The sequence below is a fragment of the Leptolyngbya sp. GB1-A1 genome, from assembly GCF_039962475.1.
Taxonomy (GTDB): Bacteria; Cyanobacteriota; Cyanobacteriia; order Elainellales; family Elainellaceae; genus Leptolyngbya_A.
The window spans coordinates 1-25,462 of the sequence record NZ_JAMPLI010000056.1 but is presented as its reverse complement, the minus strand read 5'-3'; the positions used below and the strand labels follow the sequence as shown (position 1 = coordinate 25,462).

Here is a 25,462-nt window from a genome sequence, read left to right as displayed (position 1 = left end):
CTATCTCCGATTGAACTCTGTTGGTCGAAACTCAAGCAGTTTCTTCGCTCAAAAGCGGCTCGCACCGATCAAGCCCTCGACCAAGCGATGACGGAAGCAGTTCAGTTCATTACTGAAGATGACGCCATTGGTTGGTTCAATCACTGTGGTCTATTCACATGAAATTTGCTGTAACTCCAGCACCATGATGGTAATAATGATGGCAATAACACCATCGCTAAATGCTTCTAACCTCCCTTTATTCATGGTTTATGCGCTCCTTTTCTGCTTTTAACAAAGTGAATTTAGATATCTTGTACCTTACCAGTCTTTTGCGCGTCCTTAAGTGCCCTCAACCACAAGCGGAAAAACCAATTGACCGGGAATGCTTTCCGTCACTGCTGTTGACAATTGGGGCAGTAATACAGTCTTCTTCCCGCTAGCATTTCTTTCACGATCGCCGTCCCGCATCGAAAACAGGGTTTGCCTTCGCGGTTAAAGACCCAGTGGCGATATTCAGAGCGTTTTTTGCCTGCGGCTTTGAGCTGATGGACAATCGCTAAATCGTTCGTGATGCCTTTGGTAATGTAGGATTGATGCGGCAGATCGATCGCGGCTTGAGCAAGGGCAGCAAGTTGAGCTGGGGAGCAATCGATCGGGCGATAGGAGGGCGGCACACGGGCAACAAACAGAATTTCGCTTCGCAGGTAGTTGCCTAGACCACAGAGAAAACCCTGGTTCAGCAGCAGTCCGGGCAGATTGCGGCGAGAGAATTGCTTGTCTTTAAGGCAATCGATCACCTGTTCCATGGTGGTATCGGGATCAAGCACATCCACACCAAGGCGCGTCAAAAACGGATGGTACATGACTCCTTCTGGCGTGAGCACTTCGATATCGGATGCGCTGTAGAGCAGGGCGGATTTTTTCGCGTTGTGAATGGCTAAACGCAACTGCCGATTGGTTTCGGGATACTGATGAGCACTGCGAATCACCCAGATGCCATAAAGCTGATTGTGGCTGTAGAGCGTTAGATCGTTATCAAATCGGGTCAGCAATGCCTTGCCCTTGGGCAACACCGAGAGAATGCGTCGATCGCGCAAAACTGCTTCGTAGGGCTTGAGATGCTCAAACGCAAAAAATACCTCAGTCACGGGATAAGGGACGATCGCCTTCGCAATCTGATCCGCCGCACGTTTGATTTCTGGTCCTTCTGGCATGGGCGAGCTAACTGCGCTAACGTTTCGATCGTACTGCCTGTCTCAGTTTTTCTGCTGCATTCACTCACGAACTCATGAAAAAGCCCAGGAGAGTTAGACTGCACAAAGGCAAATCTATTTCTTTCCCAGGCTTTTCGGTTAAACAGAATTAGCTGAATCGAGTGATTGCTTTAGCGTCTTCTGGCACCACCTCTAAATCCACCGGAGCGGCGACCGCTAGTGCCAAAGCCTCGATTTCTGTTAGTGGGTCGCTGGAAGGTTGGCGTTGTGGTTCGGTTCGATCGTCTGAGGTTGCTAGAGCCATAGCCTGAACCTGTCGATCGATTTGCCCGTCTCAGATTGCTAGAGCCAAAACCACCGCCTGTCGATCCATTAGCGCGGCTAGTCCCGCGAACAGGAGCTGTCACCGAAGGGGTTCTGAGCTGTCCGGTAGTGCGAAGTGCCTGACGGTTACGAACTTCGATCGGCGGAGCCTGATAGCGGCGTTGATACTGATTGATTGCCGCCCCGTAACTGTTGCCGTAGCCGCCATAGCCCCTTAACGGAATTCCAGGCTGATAAACGGGCGGGAAATAATAGGTGGGACGGAACAGCAAACTACCGAGAGCCTGTCCAGCTAATGCACCTGCAAAAGGAGTCCAGAAGCTAGATTCCTGACGAACCACGACCACTTCGGACTGCCCAGTTTCCGGGTTAGGCTGGGTTTCCGTTACGTTGTGAACGTACTCGATGCGAAAATCTTCGCTCAGATACAGGGCAGGGTTGCCATTCTCAACCTTGAGAAAGCTTTTTTGTCCTGCTTTAATTTGCTCATCAGTTAGTCGTGCCAGGGGCAAATTGGTGCTTCGGTAAATCGAGGATTCACCGGCACGAGTGTTAAGCAGCATGACGGAATATTCGCCAATACTGTCGTCATAAGTTGCCTGCTGTACCGGGTACTCTCCGTCAGACAGATTGGTCTGGGGAGAAGCTTGCGGAGAAGCTTGCGGAGAAGTCTGGGTTTGCTGCGGAGCATCTGCCGTTGCATCAAAGGGAGCAGTGCAGGCTGCCGTAGTCCAAGCAAGGCTGAAAGCCATCGAAACGATCAAAAATTTGCGAAGCATACGCCTCAAAAATGAATGCAGGGTAATACTCATAGCGGCACCAGTTCTGGAAAATTAAGCAGCAGTTGATCGTCAGTCAATTCATCGCCCAGACGCGCAGGCGAGAAGTGAACCTGAATTGCCCTCAATCGTCCAGCATAGTGCAAGTTAATCAGCGTCTTCAATCCAGTTCGGAGTGCGGTCATGTTGCCCAGATCGGTCTCCAGAGCATCTGCGGATCCTTCATAAGCGACAGTCAGCATCACCACCAGATTTTCGGTGACAGGAATCAGCAAATCATCCTCTTCGGTATCTGTTTCGCTATCCCTTGCCGTGCCATATCGCTGTGCCGAATCCGTAAACAGCTCTGTCACGTAATCGTCTGCGTCACCTTCATCCCAAAACATATCGCCTTCGTTCGCTGCTGACTGCCAGTAGGTGTCATATTGCAGGAGGGATTCGCAAATCTGCACCAATCCTTCTCCCAAAACCTCCATCTCGCCCTCTGAATCCATTGCCTCCTGTGCAGCCTGATTTAACACGCCTAACAGCGGCGCAACTTCGCGTCCCGCCAGATGGATAAAAATCCGACAGACGGTGATTTGCGTTTTACCGCTCATTCGGTTAAGTCGATCGCGCCAGGAAGTCATAAGTCAATTGATGAGGGCAGTTTGAGAGGTTGGGTCAACCGAGAAAAAACATCATTTGCAGGAAACTCAGAGCTTTTCTAAAGTTCCCTTACGGCTCTTAATTACCGAATCAAATGACAGTGAACTAAATAAAAATGATTGACCCCTAATAACGCCAACTTGGACGATAACTATTTCGCTAAATCTAAATCAATTTAATCTGCGAATTGTAAGGAAACCGTCTATCTATGGTTTAACTTGATTGCAATCCTTTGAGGGATACGGGAGCAATACGGATTTCCGCCTGCTTTTGGTTTATTCAGCTGGGATGGGATTGGTTGGCTGGGGTCGGGGAAATTGGGGAAATGGAGGGAGTTGAGGGGATTGAGGAAATCGAGAAAATTGAGGCCACTTAGGCTACTGCATCTGGGGGAGTTTTGGAGGTGGGGCAGAGATTCCTTCAGGGGAGCGACCCTGGGGTGGGGGCGGTTCGGTGATCGGTTCACTGGTCGGCTCACTAGGGCGAATGGGCTTTTCGCTCGGGGGCGGTTCATCGATCGGCTGGTTGGAATTGGACTCTGGCGCAGGGGAAGGCGGGGTAGGAGACGCTTCGGGAGCAGGTGCAGGAGCTTCTGGCTCGTCGGGCGCAGGCGGTTCTGGAGGATCAGGCGGGGCAGGAGAGGCAGCCGGAGGTTCTGGAGCGAGAGATTCGGTTTGGGACTCGATCGGAGATTCGACTGGGGTGGGGCTTGCCTCAGGCGTGGGACTGGGGCTTGGGGTAGGGCTTGCCTCAGGCTCAGGCGCTTCTGTGGGCAGCGGAGAGACTTCAGGCTCAGGGATTTGCTCAGCGGGTTGCTCTTGTGCGGGGATGGGCGCGGTTTCGATCGTCTCAGTTTGTGATGCAGGCGGAGTCCGCAACACCATTGCCAGGGCTGCCACCATTGTGCCCAAGAGGGCTGCCAATCCCACAATTGCCCAAATCATGCCGCTGGAAAGAGATCGACGCGAAGCATTTGCTCTGGGAACCGGAGTTGCAGCCACCGTCGCTGGACGTTTTGGAGCCACTGCAACCGTCGCCGCTGCCGTCGGGGAAGGAGGCTGAACGGGAGGAGCCGCAATTCGTCTGGGAAGGGCTTGCGTGGCTGGATGAGATTCTGCCTGACCCGGAGGAAGTAGCTCAGGTACGGCAGCAGGCAGCAGGGCGAGCCACTGATCGATCGTCTCCGGGCGATATTTCACTTCTACTGCCATGCCGCGCATCACGGCTTGATTGACAGTCGTACTTAGTTCCGGGCGCAGTTCCTGGGGCGCAGGCATCGGCTGCCGATCGCGCAACACCGAGGCAACGGGAACCTGAGCCGTCAGCAGGGCATAGAGCGTCGCTGCTAAACCATAGACATCAGTGGCAGGGGTGCGTTTCTCCTGCGAAAAATATTGCTCGATCGGGGCATAGCCTGAGGACAGGAAGCTGGTGTGGGTCTGGGTGCGATCGGCGTTAAACTCGCGGGCAATGCCAAAGTCGATCAAGATGACCTGCTGCGTTCCTTCTTTCAGGATAATGTTGTCGGGTTTGACATCCCGGTGCAGCAGTCCGTTGGCATGAACGAGCCGCAGCGCGTCGCCGATTTGTCGAATGTAGTGAATGGCGATCGGTTCAGGCAGCGGGCGATCGGGAAAGACCACTTCTTGCAGCGTCTGCCCCGGCACATAGTCCATTACCAGATAGGGCAAGCCATCTTCGAGAAAGAAATCGTTGACCCGCACGATATTGGTATGCAGGCAAAGTGCCAGCCGCCGAGCCTCATCCTGAAATCTGCGCCGCAGGGCATCAAACTTCTGCGGGTCGGGTTCGGCCAGCCCATTCAGGGTTTTAATCACTACTGTTTGTCCGAGCAGGTGATGGGTTGCCCGAAAGGTAATGCCAAATCCGCCGTGCCCGACCACCTGATCGAGCGTGTATTTGCCGCCTTGCAGCCGTTTGCCAATCAGTGTGTGCATCGCTTCTCTGTGACCTGACTTCCGCTCTACTGTACCAATCGATCGACCCAGACTAAACCGTACCTGCGAAGATCCTAGCTCTTTGCATCCTGGCTTCTACAGCAAAGCAACTTCCTTTTCCGTAAGAGTCTATCCGTAAGAGTTTATAAGACATTGAGAGGAAATTGATCAGGCGTTGCTCAATCCTGCGATGAATTCTCCCTTCAACCCTTCAACTCCCAACCCTTCAACTCCTCAATCCTTCACGGGTGCAAAACCTTTCAATGCTCAAAGCCCCCCGGCATTAATTCCTTGAGGGGGCTACCCAGCGATGTCAAACTCAACGGTTCATACTCTGATGCAGCTGATTCAGCTACGCCTAAGAAACAATAAAAAACTTGTGCGCTGATGGTTTTACCTATTTACTTTTTCCGTTGCATGCAGTACAAAGGTACTATTAATAATGTACTGATGTACTACCACCCCCCCAGGACTGGATCTTACAGCGTAATTTGCACTGGTGCAAAACAGCTATAGAACCTTCGCAGTTTTATTTCATGGTTTTGTCCTGTTTCTCTTGTCCTGTCTCTTTTATTTTATTTTTCAGCGATTTCGATTTAACGCCTTTTGACGACTGGTTTAATTCCCTATTTTTCTCGATCGCCTTTTGACGCTGCCTATTGCCCTGCTCCAACGTTTCCCTCTCCCAAAACTCCTGGATAAAGCTTATGAACGAATTGCAAGCCAAGATTAAAGCGATTCAAACTGAATTGGAATCGATTTGCGCGGATGTGAACAAGCCCCAGTCACGGTTAGTCGCTCTTGTTGAGTTGCCTGATATCGAGGCTCCGCTTGAACCTGCCACTACCGAACCTTTTGCCAATTCAAACCAACCCAAACGCCCCCCAGCGGCTATCTCTGGGTTTAAACCCGCAGCTCAAGCTGAGTTTAAACCTGAGTTCAAACCACCATCACCCGGAGTATCGCTGCCTCATTCTTCGTTACGTTCTCAATTTGCTCCTCCCGATCGTTCTCCCGTTCAGCCTCCTGTTTCTCAAACTCGTGTCCCTCAAACTCGTTTGCAGCAGACGGGTTTATATGAAACTTCGGTGCATCAAACGCAATTACCCAAAATTCAATCTAGCGTTCAATCCAGCGTTCAGGCTGGCGTTCAATCGGTGGCAGGGCAAAGCCATTCTGCCCAAAGCGATTCCGCTCAAAACGATTCTGTGAATGCAAACCGTTTGCAGCAGCCTGCCCAAACCCGTTTATCTGCCCCTATCAAAGATGCTCAGCCGCTGATTCGTCCCGCGCTTCAAGAGCTAAAAGCACAGGCAGAACAGATCAATCAGCTTTCCCAGACCCAGGAAACCGCCCTTCGCAGGCTCCAATCGATCGCTGCCCAAATCGATCGGGAACGGCGCAAAAGTCAGAGCAATGCAAACCCGGGTTCCTCTGAAGCCAGTCGCCCAACCCCAAGGCTATCTCTGCCATTAGAGCAGCCCATTTCGCTCCCTTATGTCGAAAATCCGCAGGGACAGGTGAAGCTAGCGATGCGTGATTTGTCTCTTCAATCGGCTGAGCCAATGACACTGCAAATTCATGTCCCGATTGAGGCAAGCGATACGGCCGATGAAACTGCACAAATGCTGCGCCAGCGTCAGGAACGTCGCGGAACACAGTATCAGGAAGCCCAGTATCAGGAAACGCAGTACCAAGAATTTCCTTCACGCCGCAGGTCTCGCAGACGCTTACCTTTATTAAAACGGCTCCGACGCTGGCTCTTTGCGAATCGATCGCACTCTGAAATCAACGAAGCTGTTCCTTTCACGCTGCACGAAACGCTGACCCTGTTGTTGGGTGCGGCTCTGACTCGTCTGCTGCTGAACCTGCTGCTAGAAGCCATGCCGCTGCTGGTTGTTCCGGTAATGATTTTGCTTGTGATTCCGGCAGCGATCGCCGTTCATCGAACCACAACCGCTCCGCAATTGGGCATTACCTGGGGCTATCGGCTCTGCATCATTTTGCTCGGTTTGCTGATTGGCGGCAGGCTGTAGCTCATGCAAATCAGTTAATGCAAATCAGTTAATGCAAATCATTTCTCTAGAGGTGCTATGAGTCTTGTCTTAATGGGAGCCGGATGGCTCGTGTTTGTTTTGTCTTGTTTCGTCTTGATGGCACGGGAGAACGGCAATGATGAAATCATCTAGTCGCACGAGAACAGGTTCTTCTGTGATCTCCATGCAGGGAATTGTAATTGCTGGCATGGTAATCGGGCTGGCTGCGTTATTAGTGGATGTGCAGCGCGTGGTTCCGTTCGATCGCCTCGCCCAGCGTCCTGAGAATTGTCAGGGAGAAGTCAATGAGAGCGTGGTGATTTCGAGAGAACAGTTAGCTCAGTTTCTGGCAATTTCTGAACGGGATACTAAAGCAAGAGTTGAGCAGGTTTTACAGGCTCCCTATTGCCAATTACCCGGTCTTGAAATCCGTGCCGGAGCTGCCGCAGAACGTGCCGTCTATCCCCTTGCGTTCGATCCTCAGACCTGGCTGGTCGTCCTGTATGAGGGTGACGAATACGCCGGATATCAGTTCCGGTTTCCGCACTAAATTTTTTTCATTCTCGTCTCATTCCTTTTCTCTGTTTCCTCTCTTTCCTCGCATTGATAATCGATCTTTGCTGATGCTCTCTTTGCTATGAAACACCTGACCTATCTACTGCTCTGGCTCTCTGTTCTTACCTTTGGTCATGCGGCTCATGCCACCGAAGCTAATTTTCTGACTGCAACGCCAGCAATCGCAACTTCTGCAACTGAAACTCCCGTAGCTGCGACTCCTGCAACCATCCTGCCTGAAAACGGTGGGGATGCTCCGATCGGCGCACAAGATTCGTCAAGCCAAAATCTACCGTCTCCTCCACCAGCGGTAATTCTGAGTGAGGCAACTCCAGCTGAGGCAATTCCAACTGAGGTAATTCCAACTGAGGCGACTTTTACAGATGGAAGCGCTCCTGCCGATCGCCCCTTGCAAGAAAAACCAGCTCACAAAGATAACGGAGGAGGAATTGCCTTTGATACCTTTGACTCCCCCTTCAAACCTGCGCCGACTGCGGCTGCACCCACCCCGACTGCGCCTGTTTCTCCTGCTACCCCTGCCGCAACTCTAACGGCTGCGCCTGCTCTCAATGCACTCTTTGCCGGAAACGAAAATTCTCTGGTTGCCAAAGCAGTTGGCTCGGCTGAAGGAACCCGCACCCCTGACGGCTCACGTAACCCGGCTTACTATGGTCACACTGATCCGGGTAACGGAGTTTGGAACTTAGGTTCTTTCTCCTACCAGCACGCTGCCACCTCTCCCGAAGATGCAGATGCCAAACAGCTTGCCCGTCTTCGCAAACAGGCAGACCAAATTCTGCAAAAAGCCAGCGACAAAGGACTCGCTCTCACCCTCAGCGAGAAACTCAACGGTATTGACCTGGCAAATCAGGCTCCGCTTGCCGCACTGGGACAGCAGGGCTATGTGGATTGGCTAGCAGTCGCCAAATCAGAAGGGCAACCAGAAGCAGATGCAGTGCTATCTGCACGAGTCCGATCGTTTATTAATCCTCAAACCCAGCGATGGGATGCACCCGGTTTAGGCAACAACGAGGTGCGCATTACCCAAGATCAGGCACGACGGATGCAGGCGATCGATCGAGCCATTCTCGCGAATCAGCAGCAGATCGCCCAGATGACTCCGGCAAACTCTGGCGAAGACCAGCTCTTTTCCCAGCAAAGCGAATCACCCTTTACCGGGGTCGCACCCACTGTCGAGAATAAAGCGATCGCCGAAGCCCCTAACACCGACGGCATCCTCAACCTTAACCTCTAAAAACACTGATCAGAAGACATCAGAAACTACTCCCCAACTCCTCATCCCTTATTTCTCATCGCCTCATCCACCCATTCACCCCTCTACCCCACCAACTCCCTCACTCCCCGCACCAATCGCTGCATTCCCTCGATCGTCGTTTCCGGTTGCAGTGCGCCATAGCCAATGCGTAAATAACAGCCGTCGGTTAAACCAAAGGCAATTCCTGGCAACCCTGCCACTTGATAGCCACGAATCAGCCGCTCAACGGCAGTCATGGAATCTAGATCGGTGTGGAGTTTGAGCAAAAAGTAAAAGGCTCCCTTTGCCAGGGGCACGGTGCAAAGATCAGAAACGGTGGACAGTTCTTTGAGGCAGAGCTGCCTCACCTGGGCGATCGCCTGACGCTGCTGACGACAGTATTCTGCGCCAGTTTGCATCGCACCCCATGCTGCATATTGCGAAATCACCGGGGCACAGATCGCGATCGTGTCCTGGATTTTTTTGACTGCCGTAAACAGGTGCGCGGGAATCACCATATAGCCAATCCGCCAGCTTGCGAAGCCGTAGGACTTCGAGAGGCTAAACAGAGAAATCGTGTAGGATTCGCTATCGGGAATCGATCCGGGAGAAAAGTGAACGGCATCATCGTAGGTGAAATATTCATAAGCCTCATCGGTGATGTGATAAATGCCGCGATCGCGACACAGGGCATTCACCTGCCGCAAAGTTGCTTCGGGATAAACGACTCCGGTCGGGTTGTTGGGGGAAATCGTGACGATCGCCTTTGTTTTTGGCGTAATTGCTGCCTCGAGCCGAGCGAGATCAATCTGATAATTTGCGTCAGTGGGAACCGTCACGACCGCACAGTTCGCCATCTGAATCGCCATCTCGTGATTGAAATAAAAAGGCGTTTGCAGAATTACTTCATCGCCCGCATCTGCGATCGCCAGCAGCGCATTCACGAAACCCATATTGCTGCCAACCGTCACCACAATTCGATTCGCGTCTGAAGTTTCGATGCCGTTATCAGTTTTCAGCTTGCGGGCGATCGTCTCCAGCAGCGGCGGAATGCCCTCGATTGACTGATAGCGATGATTGTTGGGATTCGCAAGAAACTCGCTGATGCCCTCGATCGCTTGCGGTGGCGGCGGATAAAACACAATCCCTTGCCCCAGCGGAATCGTACCGGGATTGCTGCGAATTAAATCTCCAACGATTGGAATCACCGGAGACTGGACTGCCTGCATTCGCAAGGATTCTGTATTCATATTTTGCGCGGATTAAAACAAGGAGCGATCGTGCGTCAAATCTCTTTTTGACTGTAGCGCAACTGCTGATGGTGTCGGGGGTTGTGTAAAAGGTCGCAAAGGTTCTGGTTACACCGTAGCCCTACTGAAGGAGCTAGGAGCGCAGATCCAAGTCGCAGTCCAGAATGTCAACGATCGGCTAAAAACAATCGATCGTTCCTGGTAATACTAGGAACTGTGGCTTAAGATCAAAGACTTGAGACAGGGAAATTCATTGGTTGCGCTCGCAAGTCACTGAACAAGTCACTGAATCTGTGCAGCGGATGAGCTTCCCAACTGCCCACCCAACTTCTACCTGCAAGGAGCAATTCGTGAGTTCAGATCTCGCCCTGATGCCCAATCCGACAGCAAATTCTACGGCTGCTGACCCGGCAACCTTCGATCGCTATGTGATGGCTACCTATGCCCGCTTTCCGCTGACCCTGGAGCGTGGGGCAGGCTGCCACGTGTGGGACACCGAAGGGCGCGAGTATCTGGATTTTGTCGCCGGAATTGCTACCTGTACCTTAGGACACGCTCACCCCGCAATGGTGAATGCCGTGACGCAGCAAATTCAGAAGCTGCACCATGTTTCTAATCTGTACTACATTCCCGAACAAGGCGAGCTGGCAAACTGGCTGGTCAATCATTCCTGTGCCGATCGCGTGTTTTTCTGCAACTCCGGCGCAGAAGCCAACGAAGGCGCAATCAAGCTCGCCCGCAAATACGCCCATACCGTGCGCGGCATTCAGAACCCTGTCATTCTCACTGCCCACGCCAGCTTCCACGGTCGCACCCTCGCCACCATCACCGCCACCGGGCAGCCGAAATATCAAAAAAACTTTGACCCGCTGATGCCGGGATTCTACTACGTCCCGTACAACGACATTACTGCCCTGGAAGAGGCGATCGCCCTCCTCGATCAGTCCGAAGCGCAGGTCGCCGCCATTATGCTGGAGGCACTGCAAGGCGAAGGCGGTGTGCGTCCCGGTGAAGCTGCCTATTTCCAGCGCATTCGCGAAATCTGCAACGAGAAGGGCATTCTGCTGATCCTTGACGAAGTGCAGGTCGGTATGGGGCGCACGGGTAAATACTGGGGCTATGAGCATCTGGGCATCGAACCAGACATTTTCACTTCTGCGAAAGGACTCGGTGGCGGCATCCCGATCGGCGCAATGCTGTGCAAATCCTTCTGCGATGTCTTCCAGCCCGGAGATCATGCCAGCACCTTTGGCGGCAATCCGTTTGCCTGCGGCGTTGCCCTTGCGGTCTGCCAGACGCTAGAACAGGAAAATTTGCTGGCTCAAGTCCAGGCACGCGGAGAGCAGCTAAGAGCCGGACTGCGATCGATCGCCGCTCAATATTCCACTATCATCAGCGAAGTACGCGGCTGGGGCTTAATTAACGGGATGGTGATCAATTCTGATGCCGAACTAACTGCTCCTCAAATTGTGAATGCTGCGATCGCGGAAGGCTTACTGCTCGTTCCGGCAGGTCCAAAAGTGGTGCGCTTTGTGCCGCCGCTGGTGGTATCAGAGGATGAAGTAGAGCAAGCGATCGGGGCTGTGGCAAGGGCAATGGAGAAGTTGGTGTAGGTGGATAGGTGAGCCGGTGGGTGAAGCGATGCTTTTGTTCTGTGAGTTTTCACCCATTGATCGTTTTTCGCTAACGTTCCTGCTTACCGAACGCAGACAAGCTTGATATTTCACCGATAACCTGGCTTCGTTCCGGTGCATCGGAATTGTTAGCAATCTCCAGCGGATTCAGATCTACATACATGAAAGACTGCGGTGGTCGATTTATATTAAACAATTCCATCAATGTTGCTGGTTTAGAATACTCTCGCACTGCACTCACCTTGATTGCATATGCAATCAGCCTGCCCTTAAAGTACTCATCAAAATATTCCTTGCTAATTCCTGAAGCACCTTTGGTAATATTCCAAAGTGAATCGGGATCTTCAGAAATTACTTCTTCTATTTCGAATTCACCAATTACTAAACCAATGGGTTTAGATGCATACACATACACCTTTTTAATAGCTTTGTCCTTAAAAATAGCACGTCTAAACTCAAATTGTTTTGTGCCTGAAAATATTGCATTGGCAAACTTAGGTTTAATTGATAATAAAACGTCCATCTGCTTCTGAACCTTCTAAAATCCTATTAAATTGCTCATTGCTAATTTGTTTAAAGCCACGAGGAGCAGATTCAGTTGATTGAATCACCTCCGAATCTATAAGAGCTTGCAAGTTCATTCGCTTTGGAAACGAATATACATAGAGGAAGTTTACCACAAAAGGGCGATTAGTAGTACTCCAGTTCCAGTGCTTACGCAATTCGTCGTCAGAAAATACACTTCTCTTACGACATAACTCCACAAATTGCTTTTCAGAGTTAATATTGGTGACAACATTTTGCACCACCCCGATAGTTGTTGTCACCGAAGTGTAGTATGCAGGACCACCAGAGGCTGTTCGATAAAAAACTATAATATCTCCAGTCTTTAAGTCTCTTTCAAACGACCGAGAAATATAGACCTTGCTGATCGCATTTCTATTTGGTTTATTCTCAATAAAATCGTTTGGAGACTCAGTTCTTAGAATAGAGTCTGGAAAAAGTTCTGTGTGATACTCAGGATATATAGGGACAAGAAACTTACGAGAATCTGAGCTTAAATATGGATAACTCTCGCATGGATTAGATTTATTAATATGGGGTTTAAAGTCACGCACTAACACGACTTCTTCACCATTACCTGTCTGTTTTACTCCATATTTCTCAAAACCCCAGTCGTGTAGCAATTCTATCAATCTACGTTGCTCCAGGGTGTAATCAAATAGAGTTACATAGATTTCCCCAACCGAAAAGCGAAGCGCATTATCGAAAACTATTTTGAGAAATCTTTCTCCCAGCTTATAGCCATTTGAGATTACCTTGAAAGTTCCAATCTTCAACCTTTTTGCCGGAGAAAAAGCCGGAATAATGTCTGAATAACATTCATTCCTTTCTTCTACCTTTACATACAGAAATGCTACTAGCGCACCAGTTTCTGATGTGCAGATATAAGCAATTTCATCAGATTTCCTGTTAAACCAATCATCAAACTCTTTGTAATCTTCCCTAAAAGAATCAAAAAAAGCATCTCTCAAGTTCAAATTCCCAAAAAGTTCCTTCTTAACAGAAAGAACCCTATAATCAGCCAGATCTGGATTCTCTGCCGTAACTTTTTCGAGAAAACCATCAATAGTGAAAACTCGCTCTAATATTCCTAGCTCTAAAGCTTTTTTATGAATCTTTCTATCTTCAGTAATGAGGAGCTCTACACGTTTACAGAAAATCTCACTCAAAATGTCTGTATCAGTAGAGTCGTTATTATTCCGATCGTACTTGGCTCGAATAGCACTAATACTACTACTCTCTGGCGCAAGTGTTTTCAATGGATAGTAGTTAGTTATCTTCGCATCAAATGCCAAAACAACAGACTTGTCTTTATGTCTGTGTATTTCTTCAATTGTTTTTGGATGAATACATTTCTGATAATGTAGCTGATCAAGCCACCTAAACAAAATTCCTATTTCTTGACGAGGTGGCTTATTAGCTTCACGATAGATGATTATATTTGTATCTAACAAAACTCGCATATAATACTCCAAATTATAGATATAACGCTACCTTCTTAATTGATTCCTCCAGATCTTCCGTTGCGTTGATTATACTGATTGGAATTTTTAGAGATTGACTTATAAGTTCTGCTCTTTCAATTTCTCTTGATTGTAATTCTGAAATTAATTCAATGTTATACATACGATTATCTCTATTCGATAGTCGCCCAACAATTACTTCAGGGGTATCTATTAACAGAATAATTGCGCATGGTGATATTGCTTTAAAGGTTTCCAATGGAACATCTTGGATACTTGATGTAGCATTTAGGAGGCAAAAATGACCATCTAATAATATTGTTCGGCAGCTTGTTTGATAGCGCGCTAGTTCCTCAGCAAGTATCAACTGATTTTTTTCTACATCTGGTACAGTTTTATCAACCTGATGCTTAACGTGTCGCCCAATTAATTCGCTAGCGGTGACATGCGCCACATCAAAATGGCAAACTATGTTTTTGCAGAAGTAAGTCTTTCCAATGCCATGTACTCCTCCTATAAAAACCGTTCTAGTCGCCATCGAGTGCTCCTCTAACTTGAATTGATTTGGAAAAACTCAAGTGTTATGAATTTACTTCTAAGGAATTGTACTCTTCTTTCAATAGATGTACTTGTGTTCCTCCCGATACGTTATCCAACTTGGATTGCTAACTCTTGATTAGACTGAATGTTTCCGTCTAATTTCCCTGATACGGATCTTAGACCGATTTCTGTCTGTCTAAAATACCTATCGAGTATATTAGACTGCATAAAGTCGAGATAACACACTAATTTCGGCAATTAGACAGGCATCAGAGCAGGTAAACAATCGATATTCCGCATTTTCCCTTGAGTTAGAAATCAAGCAGATTGGAAGAGTTTACTCCGCCTCCATTCTGCTCAACTTCATTTCAGACCTTATTTCAGATTGGCATCCTCACCGACTCATTCATCGATCGCCATACTGCGCTAACAGCCTTAAAAACTTATTGCCATCGAAACTGCGAGGATCCATGCGCGATTCCGATTGATCGACGTCACGGTGAGTGGTGATGCGTTCAACCGGAACCGGAGTGCGGGCGATGAGCCACGCAAGAGATTGGTACTGCGCGTCGGTATAGCCGCTGTGGGTGGTCTGGTTGTCTTCTCCGTCTTCGGGGGTTTCGAGGGAAATGTGATAGGCGAAATTATTGACCGAGGGCGCAAACTGGCGATGGGTTTTGACGGCTTCTAGTCCGTTTGGACCTTTGAAGGCTGAGTTTCCGGCTCCAAATGCCCGCTTCTCAGGCGAGACCACATAAACGATCGTGCCATCTAGCCGAATAATGCTGTGATAGCTAGCTTGCCTGGATTCGTCGCTGTGAGCAGCGCGGAATAGCTCAAGTGCGCTATCGGCTGATCCCACAGTTTCATGCAGCACAATGATGGGCGCATTGTTCACAGGTCTGCCAAACACATCGTGGCTTACCCGATCGCCATAGTTTGTTGGATTAGCCGGAGCAATCTGCTGGCGGGGTTGGTATCCAGAAACCGCAGGAGCCGCAGGAGTTGCCGGACGAGCCGCAGGAGTAGGAGTTGCCGAACGAGCCGCAGGAGTAGGAGTTGCCGGACGAGCCGCAGGTCTGGAAGAACGATTGGGTAAACGGTTGGGAGGAGCGGGCACCACCGGGACCGGAGACGGAGCAGGGATTGCGGTGAGTGGCATGAGCTGCCAGGATGACCAGGCTGCCGAATTTTCTCCCGCCTCAACCAGACCCGCACCGCCGGAGAATTGACCACTCGCAAACCCTACTCTGGCGATCGCCTCAATACTGCCAATTACCAGAACTGCCAGCAGTGCCCCCAGTGCTAACGCCACAAACCGCAGCGACAAGACCTGCAAATTAATTCTCATACCCTCACACCACTCGATGAACGTCCCGCGCTATGCAAACTCTATCCCCGACCATAACTCAGATCTAGCCTGGTAGGCATGCCACACTAGAGTTAATTTGCTCAGACATTTTATTTTTAGCGATCCCGGCTATCTTGTTGAGCAAAGCATGACTTAATCCATAGATTTATCCATAAATAGATTTATCCACAAATTTAAATTTCCCCAGGTTGAGCCACCGCTCCCGGAAAACGGCGAAATCTTTGCTGCCTCTATGCAAGGCTGCCTCAAAAGTTTCTACCTTACCGTTCCTACCAGGATCAGCCAGTATAATGGCTTGCATATCTGTCCCCCCCACCAGATAAGATAGTAGGCTGGATATCGTCTGGCACTTGCACTCTTAGGTAAATTCCGCTCATGGCAGAAACCCTTCTCTTTAATGCCCTCCGGGAAGCGATCGATGAAGAAATGGCACGTGATCCCTCTGTCTTCGTGTTGGGCGAAGATGTGGGTCACTATGGCGGCTCCTATAAAGTGACCAAAGATTTGTACAAGAAATATGGTGATCTGCGCGTGCTGGATACGCCGATCGCCGAAAACAGCTTTACAGGCATGGCAGTGGGAGCCGCAATGACCGGACTCCGCCCCATCATCGAAGGCATGAACATGGGCTTTCTGCTGCTGGCGTTCAACCAGATTGCCAACAACGCCGGAATGCTGCGCTACACTTCTGGCGGCAACTACAAGATCCCGATGGTGATTCGTGGTCCAGGTGGTGTGGGTCGTCAGCTTGGCGCAGAGCACTCGCAGCGGCTTGAGGCTTACTTCCAGGGTGTTCCCGGTCTAAAGCTGGTTGCCTGCTCCACCCCTTATAATGCCAAAGGTTTGCTGAAAGCCGCCATTCGGGACGATAACCCGGTGCTGTTCTTTGAGCACGTTCTGCTTTACAACCTGAAAGAAGACCTGCCCGAAGAAGAATACGTCCTGCCGCTAGACAAAGCAGAAATCGTGCGGCGCGGCAAGGATGTCACGATTCTCACTTATTCGCGGATGCGTCACCACGTCATGACTGCGGTGAAAACGCTGGTGCAGCAGGGCTATGACCCGGAAGTGATTGACCTGATTTCGCTGAAGCCGCTGGACTTTGACACGATCGGCGAATCCGTCAGCAAAACCCATCGCGTGATCATCGTCGAGGAATGCATGAAATCGGGTGGGATTGGCGCAGAGCTAACTGCTTCCATTAACGATCGCCTCTTTGACGAACTCGATGCCCCGGTGCTGCGCTTAGCTTCGCAAGATATTCCCACACCTTATAACGGTACGCTGGAGAATTTGACGATCGTGCAGCCGCATCAAGTGGTGGAAGCCGTGCAAAAAATGAAGGCGTTGAGAATCTAGAGAAGCCGTCGAAAAGATAAATGGAGCAATCCAGAGAATTGAGAGAATACGCGGGGAGCTGTCATTGCGGTGCAGTGAAATTTAGCCTGCGATCGGCTGCGATCGATCGGGGGATGCGCTGCACCTGCTCCATCTGCCGCAGAAAAGGAGCCCTGATGTCTGCTGAGGCTTACCCCGCTTCAGAGCTTCAGATTCAGGCAACACCGGATTCGCTCTCGACCTACACCTTCGGTTCAGGAAAGGCAAAACACCAGTTCTGTAAGCACTGTGGGATCTATACGTTTCACGAAACGTTTCGCTTTCCCGGACACTATCGCGTTAATTTGGGCTGTATCGATGAGGTGGATATCCTGAACCTCGACGTTGAGCTTTTTGATGGAAAGTCCCTTCTTTAGAACTCGTTGCAGCGAGCGATTGCAGTGGGTGACTTTTAAGATGCAAAAAAAAGACCCTTGCGGGTCTAAGGTGAATCACTATCTCTGACTTTTGCAGGGTATCAATTTACACCTTGAGACGGACTGGGTTTTTCTACTGATCTCTCTCAGGCAGGAATGCAAGGTCAGCGGCGATTTCACCGAAAATGAGCGTGCTACGGTGTGGGTAACGGCTTTAATCCAGCACCATGACCTCCTCAAGCACTTCTCCCCAAAACCTGAATTCCTCGCCAAGCGATCGAGCCTTTGTGGAGCAGTCTTCTACCGATGGAATCGTCGGATCGTTTTTGCAATTTGCCCAGGTTGCGGAGCAGGTCAACGGCACAGCCAAGCGATTGGAAAAAGCTGCGCTTTTGGGGCAATACTTCAGTAGTCTGGATGATACTGATCTGGAATTGGCGGCGCGTTATCTGGCAGGAACAGTGTTTCCATTGAAAGACCAGCGGACGCTCAATATCGGCGGAGCTACTTTACTAGCTGCTCTGGCGATCGTTACCGGAATCGATGCTGAAACTTTAAAGCCGCAGCTCGTACAGCTTGGTGATTTGGGAGATGTTGCCGCGCAGGTCTGGATCACCCACCAGCCTCCCTCCCTTTCCCTGCAAGATCTGGCGCTGGCACTGGAACAGCTTGTGCAGATCAAAGGCACAAAGCGCAAGCAAGAATGGATCGTGCAGTTGCTCAGCCACGCGACTCGACTCGAAGCCAAATACCTGATCAAGTTGCTTTCTGGTGATCTACGAATTGGTCTACGTGAAGGAGCTGTCGAAGATGCGATCGCCCGCTTAGCAAAGGAACCTGTCGATCGCATTCAGTGGGTCAACATGCTGTTGGGCGACATCGGCAAAACCGCAGTGCTGGCGCGACAGGGACAGCTTGACCAGGCACAAATGGAGCTGTTTCACCCGATCAAATTCATGCTGGCAAGTCCGGCGGAAGACCTAGCAGAAGTCGCACGGCTCTTGCCCGGAGAGTTTGCAGTTGAGGACAAGTATGACGGCATCCGGGCACAGATTCACCTTGCGCCATTGATTTACACCGACGAAGCCTCGCTGCACGGTACGCCCTACGGCGATCTTCGAATTGCTCTCTTTTCTCGCACACTAGACGAGATCACCCAGACCTTCCCTGACTTGCTGCCCCCCATTGCGTCCTTTAGCTTTGCGCTAACCCACGACCCGCAAGCAGGCTTAATTCTAGACGGTGAAATTGTGCCAATTGAGAACGAGCGCATCTTGCCCTTCCAGGTCTTGCAAAAGCGACTCGGCAGAAAAACGCTGACCGAAGACCTGCTGACTAAGATCCCCGTCGCATTTGTCGCTTACGATGTGCTGTACCAAAACGGCGCAATTTTAATTAACGAACCTTACACTAAGCGGCTGCAAATCCTGGACAACCTCGGCTTAAACACCTTCCACCTGCGACGTGCCCTCAACAAACGCTGTGCTGATGTGACCGCACTAGATGCAGAATTTTTGGCGGCACGCGATCGCGGCAACGAAGGCTTGATGGTAAAAGCACTGGACGCGCCTTACAAACCCGGCCGTCGCGGCAAAGACTGGCTGAAGATTAAACGGGCGATCGCCACGCTCGATGTGGTCGTCACTGCTGCCGAAGTCGGAACCGGACGGCGCAGCCGCTTTCTCTCCGATTTCACCTTTGCCGTCCGCGCCAGCGAAACCGATCCCACCTTACTCAATGTTGGCAAGGCATATTCTGGACTCACCGATGCAGAAGTGCAGCAGTTGTCTGACTGGTTCAAAGCGCACACCATTCAGGAATTCGCTCACGGCAAAGTGCGAACCGTCGAACCCAAGATCGTGCTGGAAGTGACGTTCGATCGCGTGCAGCCCTCTAAACGACACAAAGGCGGCTACGCCCTCCGCTTTCCCCGCATCCTACGAATTCGTGACGATAAACCTGTGTCTGAAATTGACACGCTGGACACCGTAAAGCGACTTGCGGAACTAGGGGAACATGAGAGCTAGTTGTTGACGCAACCTAGAGCAGAATGCGCTGTCCCGTTGGCGGATACCAAAGTTTTTCTTCGATCGCAATACTGAGGTTTGGGGCGATGCGAAGCAGTTCCCCCTTCAGGGTAATCGTGATTGATTAGAAACAGCCGTGGTCTAGGCTGTAATTCGATCGAAATACCCTTGATTTGGGCTAATTTCCTTTTTAGGATCTTAGGCAGAATAAAAGGCAAAAACAGACCGAAGAAACGCTCTCAGGATTCGGGCTAATGGCTGGAATCAGGAGGATTATACGGAAACCATGTCGGGCTAATGTCCGATTGGAGTGATTAGACGGAATTCATTCAGCCTAATTGCCTCTATAGGGTAGATAGCCCGAACTAATTCTGTCTAATTACATAGTTGACCTGCTTCATATCATGGTGGGGACGGTACAGCAATATTATTTGTGAGTATCAAAGGCTAATCTACTTTGAGATTGTCTATGTAGCATCAATTTGAGGGTATTAGCGAGGCGATCGCACAAATAGGAATTACGGCATAAAATCAAGGCATGGTCTCATGCAAAAGATATGCTAAAAACGATTTGGGCTACGGTTCGGCAAGGAAAAATTGAGCTGCTGGAATCAGCAGAACTCCCAGAAGGGGTAAGGGTGCTGGTAACAGTTTTACCTGACGATGAGGCTGGATTTTGGCTACAAGCAAGCCAAACATCCCTTGATGTGGTTTGGGACAATGCTGAGGATGATGTGTATGCCCAGCTACTCCAAGCATGATGTGATACTGGTGCGCTATCCCTTCTCAGACTTATCGAATTCAAAGGTAAGACCTGCTGTTGTAGTTAGCACATCGCATTCGTCTCAAGACATGCTCATTACTCCTTTGACAAGCAAAACAGGTTCACTAGTGGCAGGTGAGTTTGTGTTGTCTGAGTGGGCAGCAGCAGGATTGAACGTAGTAACCGCAGTCAAAAGAGGCGTGTACACAGTACATGAAAGTTTGGTGATCAAAGTGATCGGTCAGTTGGCTAAGGTTGATGCTGACCAGCTTGAGCAATCCCTGCGAGATTGGTTAGGTTTGTAGATTAATTTAGCAGACACAGCCCAACACTTCGTTGGTGCGGACGGCACAGAGGTTATCGGTGAGAGTTCGAGGTTATCTGCCGCCGCACAACTTTGACGTTAGCCTGCTAAGCGGTTGGTAGGAGCATGACCGAGAGATCATCTGTGAGACAAAGCGTTAAATTGCTTTATGGGAAAACAAAGCAGCAGGAATTTCTATTCGTGCCTGGACATCAGATGGCATTCTGCTGGAGCAATATGCTTACACGTCTGGTTTGGTAGAGCCGCTGCCTCAGCACTCACACGAAGAGTATCAGTTTGGTTTAAGTTTCAATTGTCAGGGTGAATATCACTATCGCGGGGTCTATCACTCTATCCCTGTTGGAAGTTTGAGCGTAATTCATTCAGGCGAAGTGCATTTACCGAGCGATCGCACCTGTCTAACCTCACCTGCCCATTTTCAGATGATGCACATCAGACCAATGTGGCTACAGACCATCGCGGCTGAAATGGCTGAAAAGCCTGCCCATCCCCCCTTCTTTCCAACGACATTTCTTACCGATGCAACCTTGAATCATTTGTTTTTAGGATTGCAAGCCGCGATGGAACAGAAACCTTCTCAATTGCAGCAAGATGTAGCCGTTTGGGAGTTTCTTACTTATCTGGTTAAACATCACGCCGCGGAGAGTCCTGCTGTTCGTCCGTTGAAGTCAGTCCACGCTGCGGTCAGGCTTGCTCGTGACTATCTTCAAGCTCACTATGCCGATAATATCTCGCTGGAGTCATTAGCGGCGATCGTAGGATTGAGTCGCTTTCATTTTTGTCGTGTCTTCCGTCAGGAAGTAGGCATCTCTCCTAGTGTGTATCAAACTCAACTGCGAATTGCTCAGGCAAAAAAACTGCTGATGCAAGGATTTTCGATCGCAATGGTAGCGGAGATGACAGGCTTCTATGATCAGAGCCATTTGGGTTGGCATTTCAAACGTCAAGTCGGAGTAACGCCTGGACAGTACGTTAGTAAAACAGCAATAATTTCCTAGACCCAACCAAACAATTGACATATCCTGCTTTCTGTATGTCAACGTTTGCGGAAGCCAGTCAAAAACTATGTCAGAGGTCAGTCGCCGTCAAATACTCACCACCGGAGCGATCGGAGTAGCCGGGTTTGCAACCGCGATCGCCGCTCAAATGGCTCAAGCCAATACCCAAAATCCACCGGGACCCCAGGCAAGTGTCAATCCCAACGGTCGCTTTGCAGGTAAAGTCGTCCTCATCACCGGAGCCACATCAGGAATTGGAGAAGCCACTGCACGGGCATTTGCATCTGAGGGCGCTACGGTTCACTTCTGTGGTCGGCGCGAAGCATTGGGAGAGCAAGTCGCTCAAAGTATCCGGGATGCAGGCGGTAAAGCTACTTATCAACGAGCCGATGTGCGAATTGAGGAAGATGTTAAAGCGTTTGTGAATACTTGTGTGGAGCAGTATGGGCGGCTAGATATCGCTTTTAACAATGCTGGAATCTTCATGACTCCTGCTGAGCTTCAAGATATTCCGCTGGATAACTTCGTGGACATCATCACAACCAACACAGTGGGTGAGTTTCTCTGCATGAAGTACGAAATTCCCCAAATGCGGCGGCAGGGGGGTGGCAACATCATCAACATGGCATCGGTTGCTGGACATGTTGGTTTCCGCACGACGGCTCACTACAACGCCAGTAAGCATGGCGTAATTGGACTCACCAAAGCGGCGGCTCAAGAAAACGCTGACCATAATATTCGCATCAATTCCATCTCGCCGTTGGCAGTAGATACGCCTCAGTTGCGTGAATCCTTTGCTTTTCAAAGAATCACATATGAACAAGCAGTACAGGGATTTGTCACCAAACGAATTATGACCCCGCATGAAATGGCAGAAGCTGTTATGTTTTTGGCATCTAATCAAGCGACATCAATGACGGGTATGGATTTGGATGTTACTGGAGGGCAATTGGCGGGTTAGCGATCGCTAATTCCACGAGCCTTTACCCGATCGCTTGGCACAGTAAAACAGGAGAAATTATGCAATACACAACTCTTGGAAAAACTGGTTTAGTCATATCTCGCCTTTCCTTTGGGGCGATGACCTTTGGTGAAGGGCAACTGGTTCCTGGCGTGACCAACAGCATCGATCAGACGATCGCCGATCAAATGGTGGGTCGTGTCATTGATGCTGGAATTAACTTGTTTGATACTGCCGATGCTTACACCAATGGGCAATCGGAAATCATGCTTGGAAAGGCTCTTGCCAACCGTCGCGATGAGGTTATCATCGCCACAAAATCAGGCTTTCGATCGGGTAACGCCATTACAGATACAGGATCGTCCTATCGACATATTATGATGGCGGCAGAAGCCAGCCTAAAGCGGTTAAACACTAACTACATCGATCTCTATCAGCTTCACATTCCCGATCCAATCACGCCGTTAGAGGAAACCTTACGCGCCTTAGAGGATCTGGTGCGTCAGGGCAAAGTGCGCTACATCGGCTATTCTAACTTTCCAGCCTGGAAAGCCGCTAAGATGGTGGGTCTTCAGAAACACTACAACTATGCTCAGTTTGTCGCGGCTCAAATGTATTACTCGCTGCTGGGGCGCGATTTGGAACATGAAGTTGTGCCATTTGTGGAAGATGCAGGCATTGGAATATTGGTGTGGAGTCCTCTGGCAGGTGGCTTTTTGAGCGGCAAATATACCCGCGAAAACCCAACCCCAGAGGGAGCCAGACTGAATCAATTTAAGCTGCCGCCTATTGATGTGGAGCAGGGCTATGACGTGGTGGATGCCATTCAGCAAATTGCTCAAGCTCATGGTGCATCTCCGGCTCAAGTGGCGATCGCCTGGATTCTCACGAAACCGTTTATCTCGTCTGTAATTGTTGGTGCTAATAAAATGCACCAGCTTGAAGACAACTTGGAAGCCGCCGATCTCAGGCTCTCTGCCGCAGAGATTCACCAATTGGATACCCTCACTACTCCACCATCGCTCTACCCTGGCTGGATGCAGGCAATGGGTTGGGATGCCAAAGTCAAAGCAGTATTTGATTTAGATTCTAAAAATCAGTAAAGAAGTTGGGTTAAGAGCAGGGGCGATCGCAGATATCGCAAGCTAACAAGTCGATGAAGCGGACGGGCGAGAGATCTGGATTGTGATGCAAAGGTTATCTGCCGCCGCACAACTTTGACGTTATGCTGTTCAACCAAGGCGTTCATCTTAGTGTGTCTTAAGCATTTGATTTTGAGCTATTTGAAAACTTTACTAAATAGCTCTTATGTATTCATTCGCTTCAAATGTGCTTGTCCCCAGTCACAAAGAGGTTGAAAAACGGGGATTAGTGTTCTGCCATACTCTGTGAAAGAGTATTCAACTTTGGGAGGCATTGCTGATAAAGTTTTGCGGCTCACAATCTCATCTTTCTTTAGCTCCCGTAACTGCTGAATCAGCATCTTCTCGCTAATTTCAGGAATTAACCGCTTTAGCTCGCTGTAGCGTTTGCCGCCATCTTTGAGATGCCACAAAATCAACAGTTTCCATTTGCCACCCAAAACACTGAGGGTAGTTTGTACAAACACTGTATTGTCAGTTGTTTCTGATTGCATGAGAGTTGATACTTCACTGATATATAATACCAACCAAAAAGTAAGTACTTCCTAAAAAGACAGTAGCGGTATACCTTGAGTATTGACTAAATTTCTATCATTAACTTATTTAGGACGAGAACATGTTGTCGTTGGCAGGAAAAGTAGCGTTACTTACTGGGGCATCAGGAGGAATTGGACAGGCAACCGCTGAACGCTCTCCTGGGAGGGTTAGGACGTCCAACAGACATTGCCGATGTGCTTGTTTTTTTGGTTTCTGAGGAGGCGCGTTAGGTGAACAGACAGACATTCAGGTAAATGGCGGAATTTTGTAGGCTAATCAGCACTGAGAGAACCGTATGGACATTACAAATTCTGTTGCCCTTGTCACTGGGGCAAATGGAGGACTGGGCCAATATTATGTGCAAGCACTGCGATCGCAAGGAGCTGCCAAAATTTATGCGGGTGCTCGGAACCCAGAAGCATTGGAGTCACTGGTAACGAACCATCCCGAGCTAGTTATTCCGATTGCCCTTGATATTACAGATGAACAATCAGTTCATCAGGCAGCCATGCAATGCCAGGATGTTACGCTGCTGATCAACAATGCAGGAGTTGGTTTTAACCAAGGGTTAATTGCTACACCTGATCTCTCTCATGCCCGAATGGAAATTGAGGTGAACTACTTCGGAACGTTGATGATGTGTCGAGCGTTTGCCCCTGTGCTGAAACAGAATGGTGGTGGCGCGATCGTCAATATGGTGTCGATGGTAGCGCGAGTCAATCTGCCTTTTAATGGCAGTTATAGTGCATCCAAAGCCGCCGCCCTATCATTGACTCAGGGAGTGCGAGCGGAGCTAGCAGCGCAAAAAACACTGGTGATTGCAGTTTTGCCTGCAACCATTGATATTGGCATGGGCAAGTCTTATCCTAATCCGAAAGTGTCGCCGGAAGAGGTGGTCAGTGATGCGCTCCAAGCTGTAGTTGATGGCACTGAGGAAGTTTACCCAGGAGAACAGGCGAAACAAATGGCAGCGCAGTTGCTTTGCGATCCTAAAGCGCTAGAAAAAGCAGTCGCAATGATGTTGCCCAGTTCAAATCAATAGTTACAAGATAGCTCCCTCCTGGGCAGACGATTGGCTTGGCGACAAATTTAGCAGTCTCTGTGGCTAAGAGAGTGCAGCATCTTGCACCCAATGCTTCTGTTGTTGAGACATTTAACATTACACTCGCGGAAATTATCGCTTCAGAGACAAAGGATTCCCAGGGCGATCGCCCCAGTATTTTCTACTGTGGAGATGACCCGGATGCTAAAACGATAGTTATCAGTTACAGCAGTTTTTAGGTAATTAGCCCCTTTTCTATTAAGCTAACGAGTGGACAATCTATCAAGTTGGTGAAATGCCTGTCGCTTACTCAACGGATTTACGCACTCGTGTAATCGA

The 25,462-nt window shown here is 49.6% G+C and carries 23 protein-coding genes and 1 pseudogene; 13 read left to right on the top strand and 11 right to left on the bottom strand.

Annotated features, from left to right (window positions below):
• Positions 1–168 precede the first annotated feature (168 nt).
• The 5 genes and pseudogenes from NDI45_RS26825 to NDI45_RS26805 form a co-directional block, all read right to left on the bottom strand.
• A pseudogene (locus tag NDI45_RS26825) lies at positions 169–246 on the bottom strand (TMEM175 family protein); the annotation flags it as partial.
• A gap of 128 nt (positions 247–374) precedes the next feature.
• Positions 375–1,196 (bottom strand): endonuclease VIII, encoded by an 822-nt coding sequence (nei, locus tag NDI45_RS26820; protein WP_348249562.1) that lies wholly within the window; start codon positions 1,194–1,196, stop codon positions 375–377.
• A 170-nt stretch (positions 1,197–1,366) separates the two neighbouring features.
• The gene (locus tag NDI45_RS26815; RefSeq protein WP_348249561.1) at positions 1,367–2,272 is read right to left on the bottom strand and encodes a hypothetical protein; all 906 of its coding nucleotides are present in this window, start codon (positions 2,270–2,272) and stop codon (positions 1,367–1,369) included.
• Positions 2,273–2,328: 56 nt separating this feature from the next.
• Entirely contained in the window at positions 2,329–2,928 is a 600-nt protein-coding gene (locus NDI45_RS26810) for a DUF1517 domain-containing protein (RefSeq protein WP_348249560.1), read from the bottom strand.
• A 396-nt stretch (positions 2,929–3,324) separates the two neighbouring features.
• The gene (locus NDI45_RS26805) at positions 3,325–4,905 is read right to left on the bottom strand and encodes a protein kinase (RefSeq protein ID WP_348249559.1); all 1,581 of its coding nucleotides are present in this window, start codon (positions 4,903–4,905) and stop codon (positions 3,325–3,327) included.
• Positions 4,906–5,612: 707 nt separating this feature from the next.
• On the opposite strand from NDI45_RS26805, the gene NDI45_RS26800 reads away from it, so the two are divergent.
• From NDI45_RS26800 to NDI45_RS26790, 3 genes are all read left to right on the top strand, one after another.
• Positions 5,613–6,941 (top strand): hypothetical protein, encoded by a 1,329-nt coding sequence (locus NDI45_RS26800; RefSeq protein WP_348249558.1) that lies wholly within the window; start codon positions 5,613–5,615, stop codon positions 6,939–6,941.
• A gap of 136 nt (positions 6,942–7,077) precedes the next feature.
• Complete coding sequence (locus NDI45_RS26795; protein WP_348249557.1) at positions 7,078–7,491, top strand: hypothetical protein; 414 nt, start codon at positions 7,078–7,080, stop codon at positions 7,489–7,491.
• Positions 7,492–7,578: 87 nt separating this feature from the next.
• Positions 7,579–8,751 (top strand): hypothetical protein, encoded by a 1,173-nt coding sequence (locus NDI45_RS26790; RefSeq protein WP_348249556.1) that lies wholly within the window; start codon positions 7,579–7,581, stop codon positions 8,749–8,751.
• Positions 8,752–8,834: 83 nt separating this feature from the next.
• Here NDI45_RS26790 and NDI45_RS26785 read toward each other — a convergent pair whose 3' ends face one another.
• Positions 8,835–10,001: a pyridoxal phosphate-dependent aminotransferase gene (locus NDI45_RS26785; RefSeq protein WP_348249555.1), complete on the bottom strand. Its 1,167-nt coding sequence runs from the start codon at positions 9,999–10,001 to the stop codon at positions 8,835–8,837.
• A gap of 371 nt (positions 10,002–10,372) precedes the next feature.
• Between NDI45_RS26785 and NDI45_RS26780 the strand changes: the two genes are divergently transcribed.
• Positions 10,373–11,614 carry an aspartate aminotransferase family protein gene (locus NDI45_RS26780; protein WP_190792382.1) on the top strand — a complete coding sequence of 414 codons (1,242 nt, stop codon included), beginning with the start codon at positions 10,373–10,375 and terminating at the stop codon, positions 11,612–11,614.
• Between the two features lie 70 nt (positions 11,615–11,684).
• Here the strand turns inward: NDI45_RS26780 and NDI45_RS26775 are convergent, their stop codons facing one another.
• The 4 genes from NDI45_RS26775 to NDI45_RS26760 all read right to left on the bottom strand — a co-directional run bounded on the left by NDI45_RS26775 (position 11,685) and on the right by NDI45_RS26760 (position 15,553).
• Positions 11,685–12,158 (bottom strand): hypothetical protein, encoded by a 474-nt coding sequence (locus tag NDI45_RS26775; protein WP_348249554.1) that lies wholly within the window; start codon positions 12,156–12,158, stop codon positions 11,685–11,687.
• Positions 12,136–13,662, bottom strand: coding sequence for a PIN domain-containing protein (locus NDI45_RS26770; RefSeq protein WP_348249553.1), 1,527 nt, complete (start codon positions 13,660–13,662; stop codon positions 12,136–12,138). Before NDI45_RS26770 ends, NDI45_RS26775 begins: the two co-directional genes overlap by 23 nt.
• A gap of 13 nt (positions 13,663–13,675) precedes the next feature.
• Positions 13,676–14,200 carry an ATP-binding protein gene (locus tag NDI45_RS26765; RefSeq protein ID WP_348249552.1) on the bottom strand — a complete coding sequence of 175 codons (525 nt, stop codon included), beginning with the start codon at positions 14,198–14,200 and terminating at the stop codon, positions 13,676–13,678.
• Positions 14,201–14,608: 408 nt separating this feature from the next.
• Positions 14,609–15,553: a peptidoglycan recognition family protein gene (locus NDI45_RS26760; protein ID WP_348249551.1), complete on the bottom strand. Its 945-nt coding sequence runs from the start codon at positions 15,551–15,553 to the stop codon at positions 14,609–14,611.
• Positions 15,554–15,949: 396 nt separating this feature from the next.
• Here NDI45_RS26760 and NDI45_RS26755 point away from each other — a divergent pair, with 396 nt between their 5' ends.
• The 8 genes from NDI45_RS26755 (at position 15,950) to NDI45_RS26720 (ending at position 23,505) form a co-directional block, all read left to right on the top strand.
• Positions 15,950–16,933, top strand: a complete 984-nt coding sequence (locus tag NDI45_RS26755; RefSeq protein WP_190792376.1) for an alpha-ketoacid dehydrogenase subunit beta — start codon at positions 15,950–15,952, stop codon at positions 16,931–16,933.
• A 20-nt stretch (positions 16,934–16,953) separates the two neighbouring features.
• Positions 16,954–17,328 (top strand): GFA family protein, encoded by a 375-nt coding sequence (locus NDI45_RS26750; RefSeq protein ID WP_190792375.1) that lies wholly within the window; start codon positions 16,954–16,956, stop codon positions 17,326–17,328.
• A gap of 227 nt (positions 17,329–17,555) precedes the next feature.
• A complete protein-coding gene (locus NDI45_RS26745) occupies positions 17,556–19,355 on the top strand; it encodes an ATP-dependent DNA ligase (RefSeq protein WP_348249550.1) in 1,800 nt (599 codons plus the stop codon).
• A gap of 557 nt (positions 19,356–19,912) precedes the next feature.
• Positions 19,913–20,116, top strand: coding sequence for a hypothetical protein (locus tag NDI45_RS26740; RefSeq protein WP_190792373.1), 204 nt, complete (start codon positions 19,913–19,915; stop codon positions 20,114–20,116).
• Positions 20,094–20,423 (top strand): type II toxin-antitoxin system PemK/MazF family toxin, encoded by a 330-nt coding sequence (locus NDI45_RS26735; protein ID WP_348249549.1) that lies wholly within the window; start codon positions 20,094–20,096, stop codon positions 20,421–20,423. The genes NDI45_RS26740 and NDI45_RS26735 overlap by 23 nt, the downstream gene beginning before the upstream one ends.
• A gap of 253 nt (positions 20,424–20,676) precedes the next feature.
• Positions 20,677–21,441 (top strand): AraC family transcriptional regulator, encoded by a 765-nt coding sequence (locus NDI45_RS26730; protein WP_348249548.1) that lies wholly within the window; start codon positions 20,677–20,679, stop codon positions 21,439–21,441.
• 67 nt (positions 21,442–21,508) lie between these two features.
• Positions 21,509–22,402 (top strand): SDR family oxidoreductase, encoded by an 894-nt coding sequence (locus NDI45_RS26725; RefSeq protein WP_348249547.1) that lies wholly within the window; start codon positions 21,509–21,511, stop codon positions 22,400–22,402.
• A gap of 59 nt (positions 22,403–22,461) precedes the next feature.
• Positions 22,462–23,505, top strand: coding sequence for an aldo/keto reductase (locus NDI45_RS26720; protein ID WP_348249546.1), 1,044 nt, complete (start codon positions 22,462–22,464; stop codon positions 23,503–23,505).
• Positions 23,506–23,708: 203 nt separating this feature from the next.
• Here the strand turns inward: NDI45_RS26720 and NDI45_RS26715 are convergent, their stop codons facing one another.
• Complete coding sequence (locus tag NDI45_RS26715; protein WP_348249545.1) at positions 23,709–24,038, bottom strand: winged helix-turn-helix transcriptional regulator; 330 nt, start codon at positions 24,036–24,038, stop codon at positions 23,709–23,711.
• A gap of 338 nt (positions 24,039–24,376) precedes the next feature.
• Here NDI45_RS26715 and NDI45_RS26710 point away from each other — a divergent pair, with 338 nt between their 5' ends.
• On the top strand, positions 24,377–25,123 hold the full coding sequence (locus NDI45_RS26710; RefSeq protein WP_348249544.1) for an SDR family oxidoreductase: 747 nt from the start codon (positions 24,377–24,379) through the stop codon (positions 25,121–25,123).
• The last annotated feature ends 339 nt before the right edge of the window (positions 25,124–25,462 follow it).

Coding starts and splice junctions, on each gene's coding strand:
- NDI45_RS26760 (WP_348249551.1), bottom strand. CDS start 15,553: ATGAGAATTAATTTGCAGGTCTTGTCGCTGCGGTTTGTGGCGTTAGCA.
- NDI45_RS26720 (WP_348249546.1), top strand. CDS start 22,462: ATGCAATACACAACTCTTGGAAAAACTGGTTTAGTCATATCTCGCCTT.
- NDI45_RS26740 (WP_190792373.1), top strand. CDS start 19,913: ATGCTAAAAACGATTTGGGCTACGGTTCGGCAAGGAAAAATTGAGCTG.
- NDI45_RS26815 (WP_348249561.1), bottom strand. CDS start 2,272: ATGGCTTTCAGCCTTGCTTGGACTACGGCAGCCTGCACTGCTCCCTTT.
- NDI45_RS26715 (WP_348249545.1), bottom strand. CDS start 24,038: ATGCAATCAGAAACAACTGACAATACAGTGTTTGTACAAACTACCCTC.
- NDI45_RS26780 (WP_190792382.1), top strand. CDS start 10,373: ATGCCCAATCCGACAGCAAATTCTACGGCTGCTGACCCGGCAACCTTC.
- NDI45_RS26785 (WP_348249555.1), bottom strand. CDS start 10,001: ATGAATACAGAATCCTTGCGAATGCAGGCAGTCCAGTCTCCGGTGATT.
- NDI45_RS26725 (WP_348249547.1), top strand. CDS start 21,509: ATGTCAGAGGTCAGTCGCCGTCAAATACTCACCACCGGAGCGATCGGA.
- NDI45_RS26800 (WP_348249558.1), top strand. CDS start 5,613: ATGAACGAATTGCAAGCCAAGATTAAAGCGATTCAAACTGAATTGGAA.
- NDI45_RS26735 (WP_348249549.1), top strand. CDS start 20,094: ATGCCCAGCTACTCCAAGCATGATGTGATACTGGTGCGCTATCCCTTC.
- NDI45_RS26745 (WP_348249550.1), top strand. CDS start 17,556: ATGACCTCCTCAAGCACTTCTCCCCAAAACCTGAATTCCTCGCCAAGC.
- NDI45_RS26795 (WP_348249557.1), top strand. CDS start 7,078: ATGATGAAATCATCTAGTCGCACGAGAACAGGTTCTTCTGTGATCTCC.
- NDI45_RS26805 (WP_348249559.1), bottom strand. CDS start 4,905: ATGCACACACTGATTGGCAAACGGCTGCAAGGCGGCAAATACACGCTC.
- nei (WP_348249562.1), bottom strand. CDS start 1,196: ATGCCAGAAGGACCAGAAATCAAACGTGCGGCGGATCAGATTGCGAAG.
- NDI45_RS26775 (WP_348249554.1), bottom strand. CDS start 12,158: ATGGACGTTTTATTATCAATTAAACCTAAGTTTGCCAATGCAATATTT.
- NDI45_RS26770 (WP_348249553.1), bottom strand. CDS start 13,662: ATGCGAGTTTTGTTAGATACAAATATAATCATCTATCGTGAAGCTAAT.
- NDI45_RS26755 (WP_190792376.1), top strand. CDS start 15,950: ATGGCAGAAACCCTTCTCTTTAATGCCCTCCGGGAAGCGATCGATGAA.
- NDI45_RS26790 (WP_348249556.1), top strand. CDS start 7,579: ATGAAACACCTGACCTATCTACTGCTCTGGCTCTCTGTTCTTACCTTT.
- NDI45_RS26750 (WP_190792375.1), top strand. CDS start 16,954: ATGGAGCAATCCAGAGAATTGAGAGAATACGCGGGGAGCTGTCATTGC.
- NDI45_RS26810 (WP_348249560.1), bottom strand. CDS start 2,928: ATGACTTCCTGGCGCGATCGACTTAACCGAATGAGCGGTAAAACGCAA.
- NDI45_RS26765 (WP_348249552.1), bottom strand. CDS start 14,200: ATGGCGACTAGAACGGTTTTTATAGGAGGAGTACATGGCATTGGAAAG.
- NDI45_RS26710 (WP_348249544.1), top strand. CDS start 24,377: ATGGACATTACAAATTCTGTTGCCCTTGTCACTGGGGCAAATGGAGGA.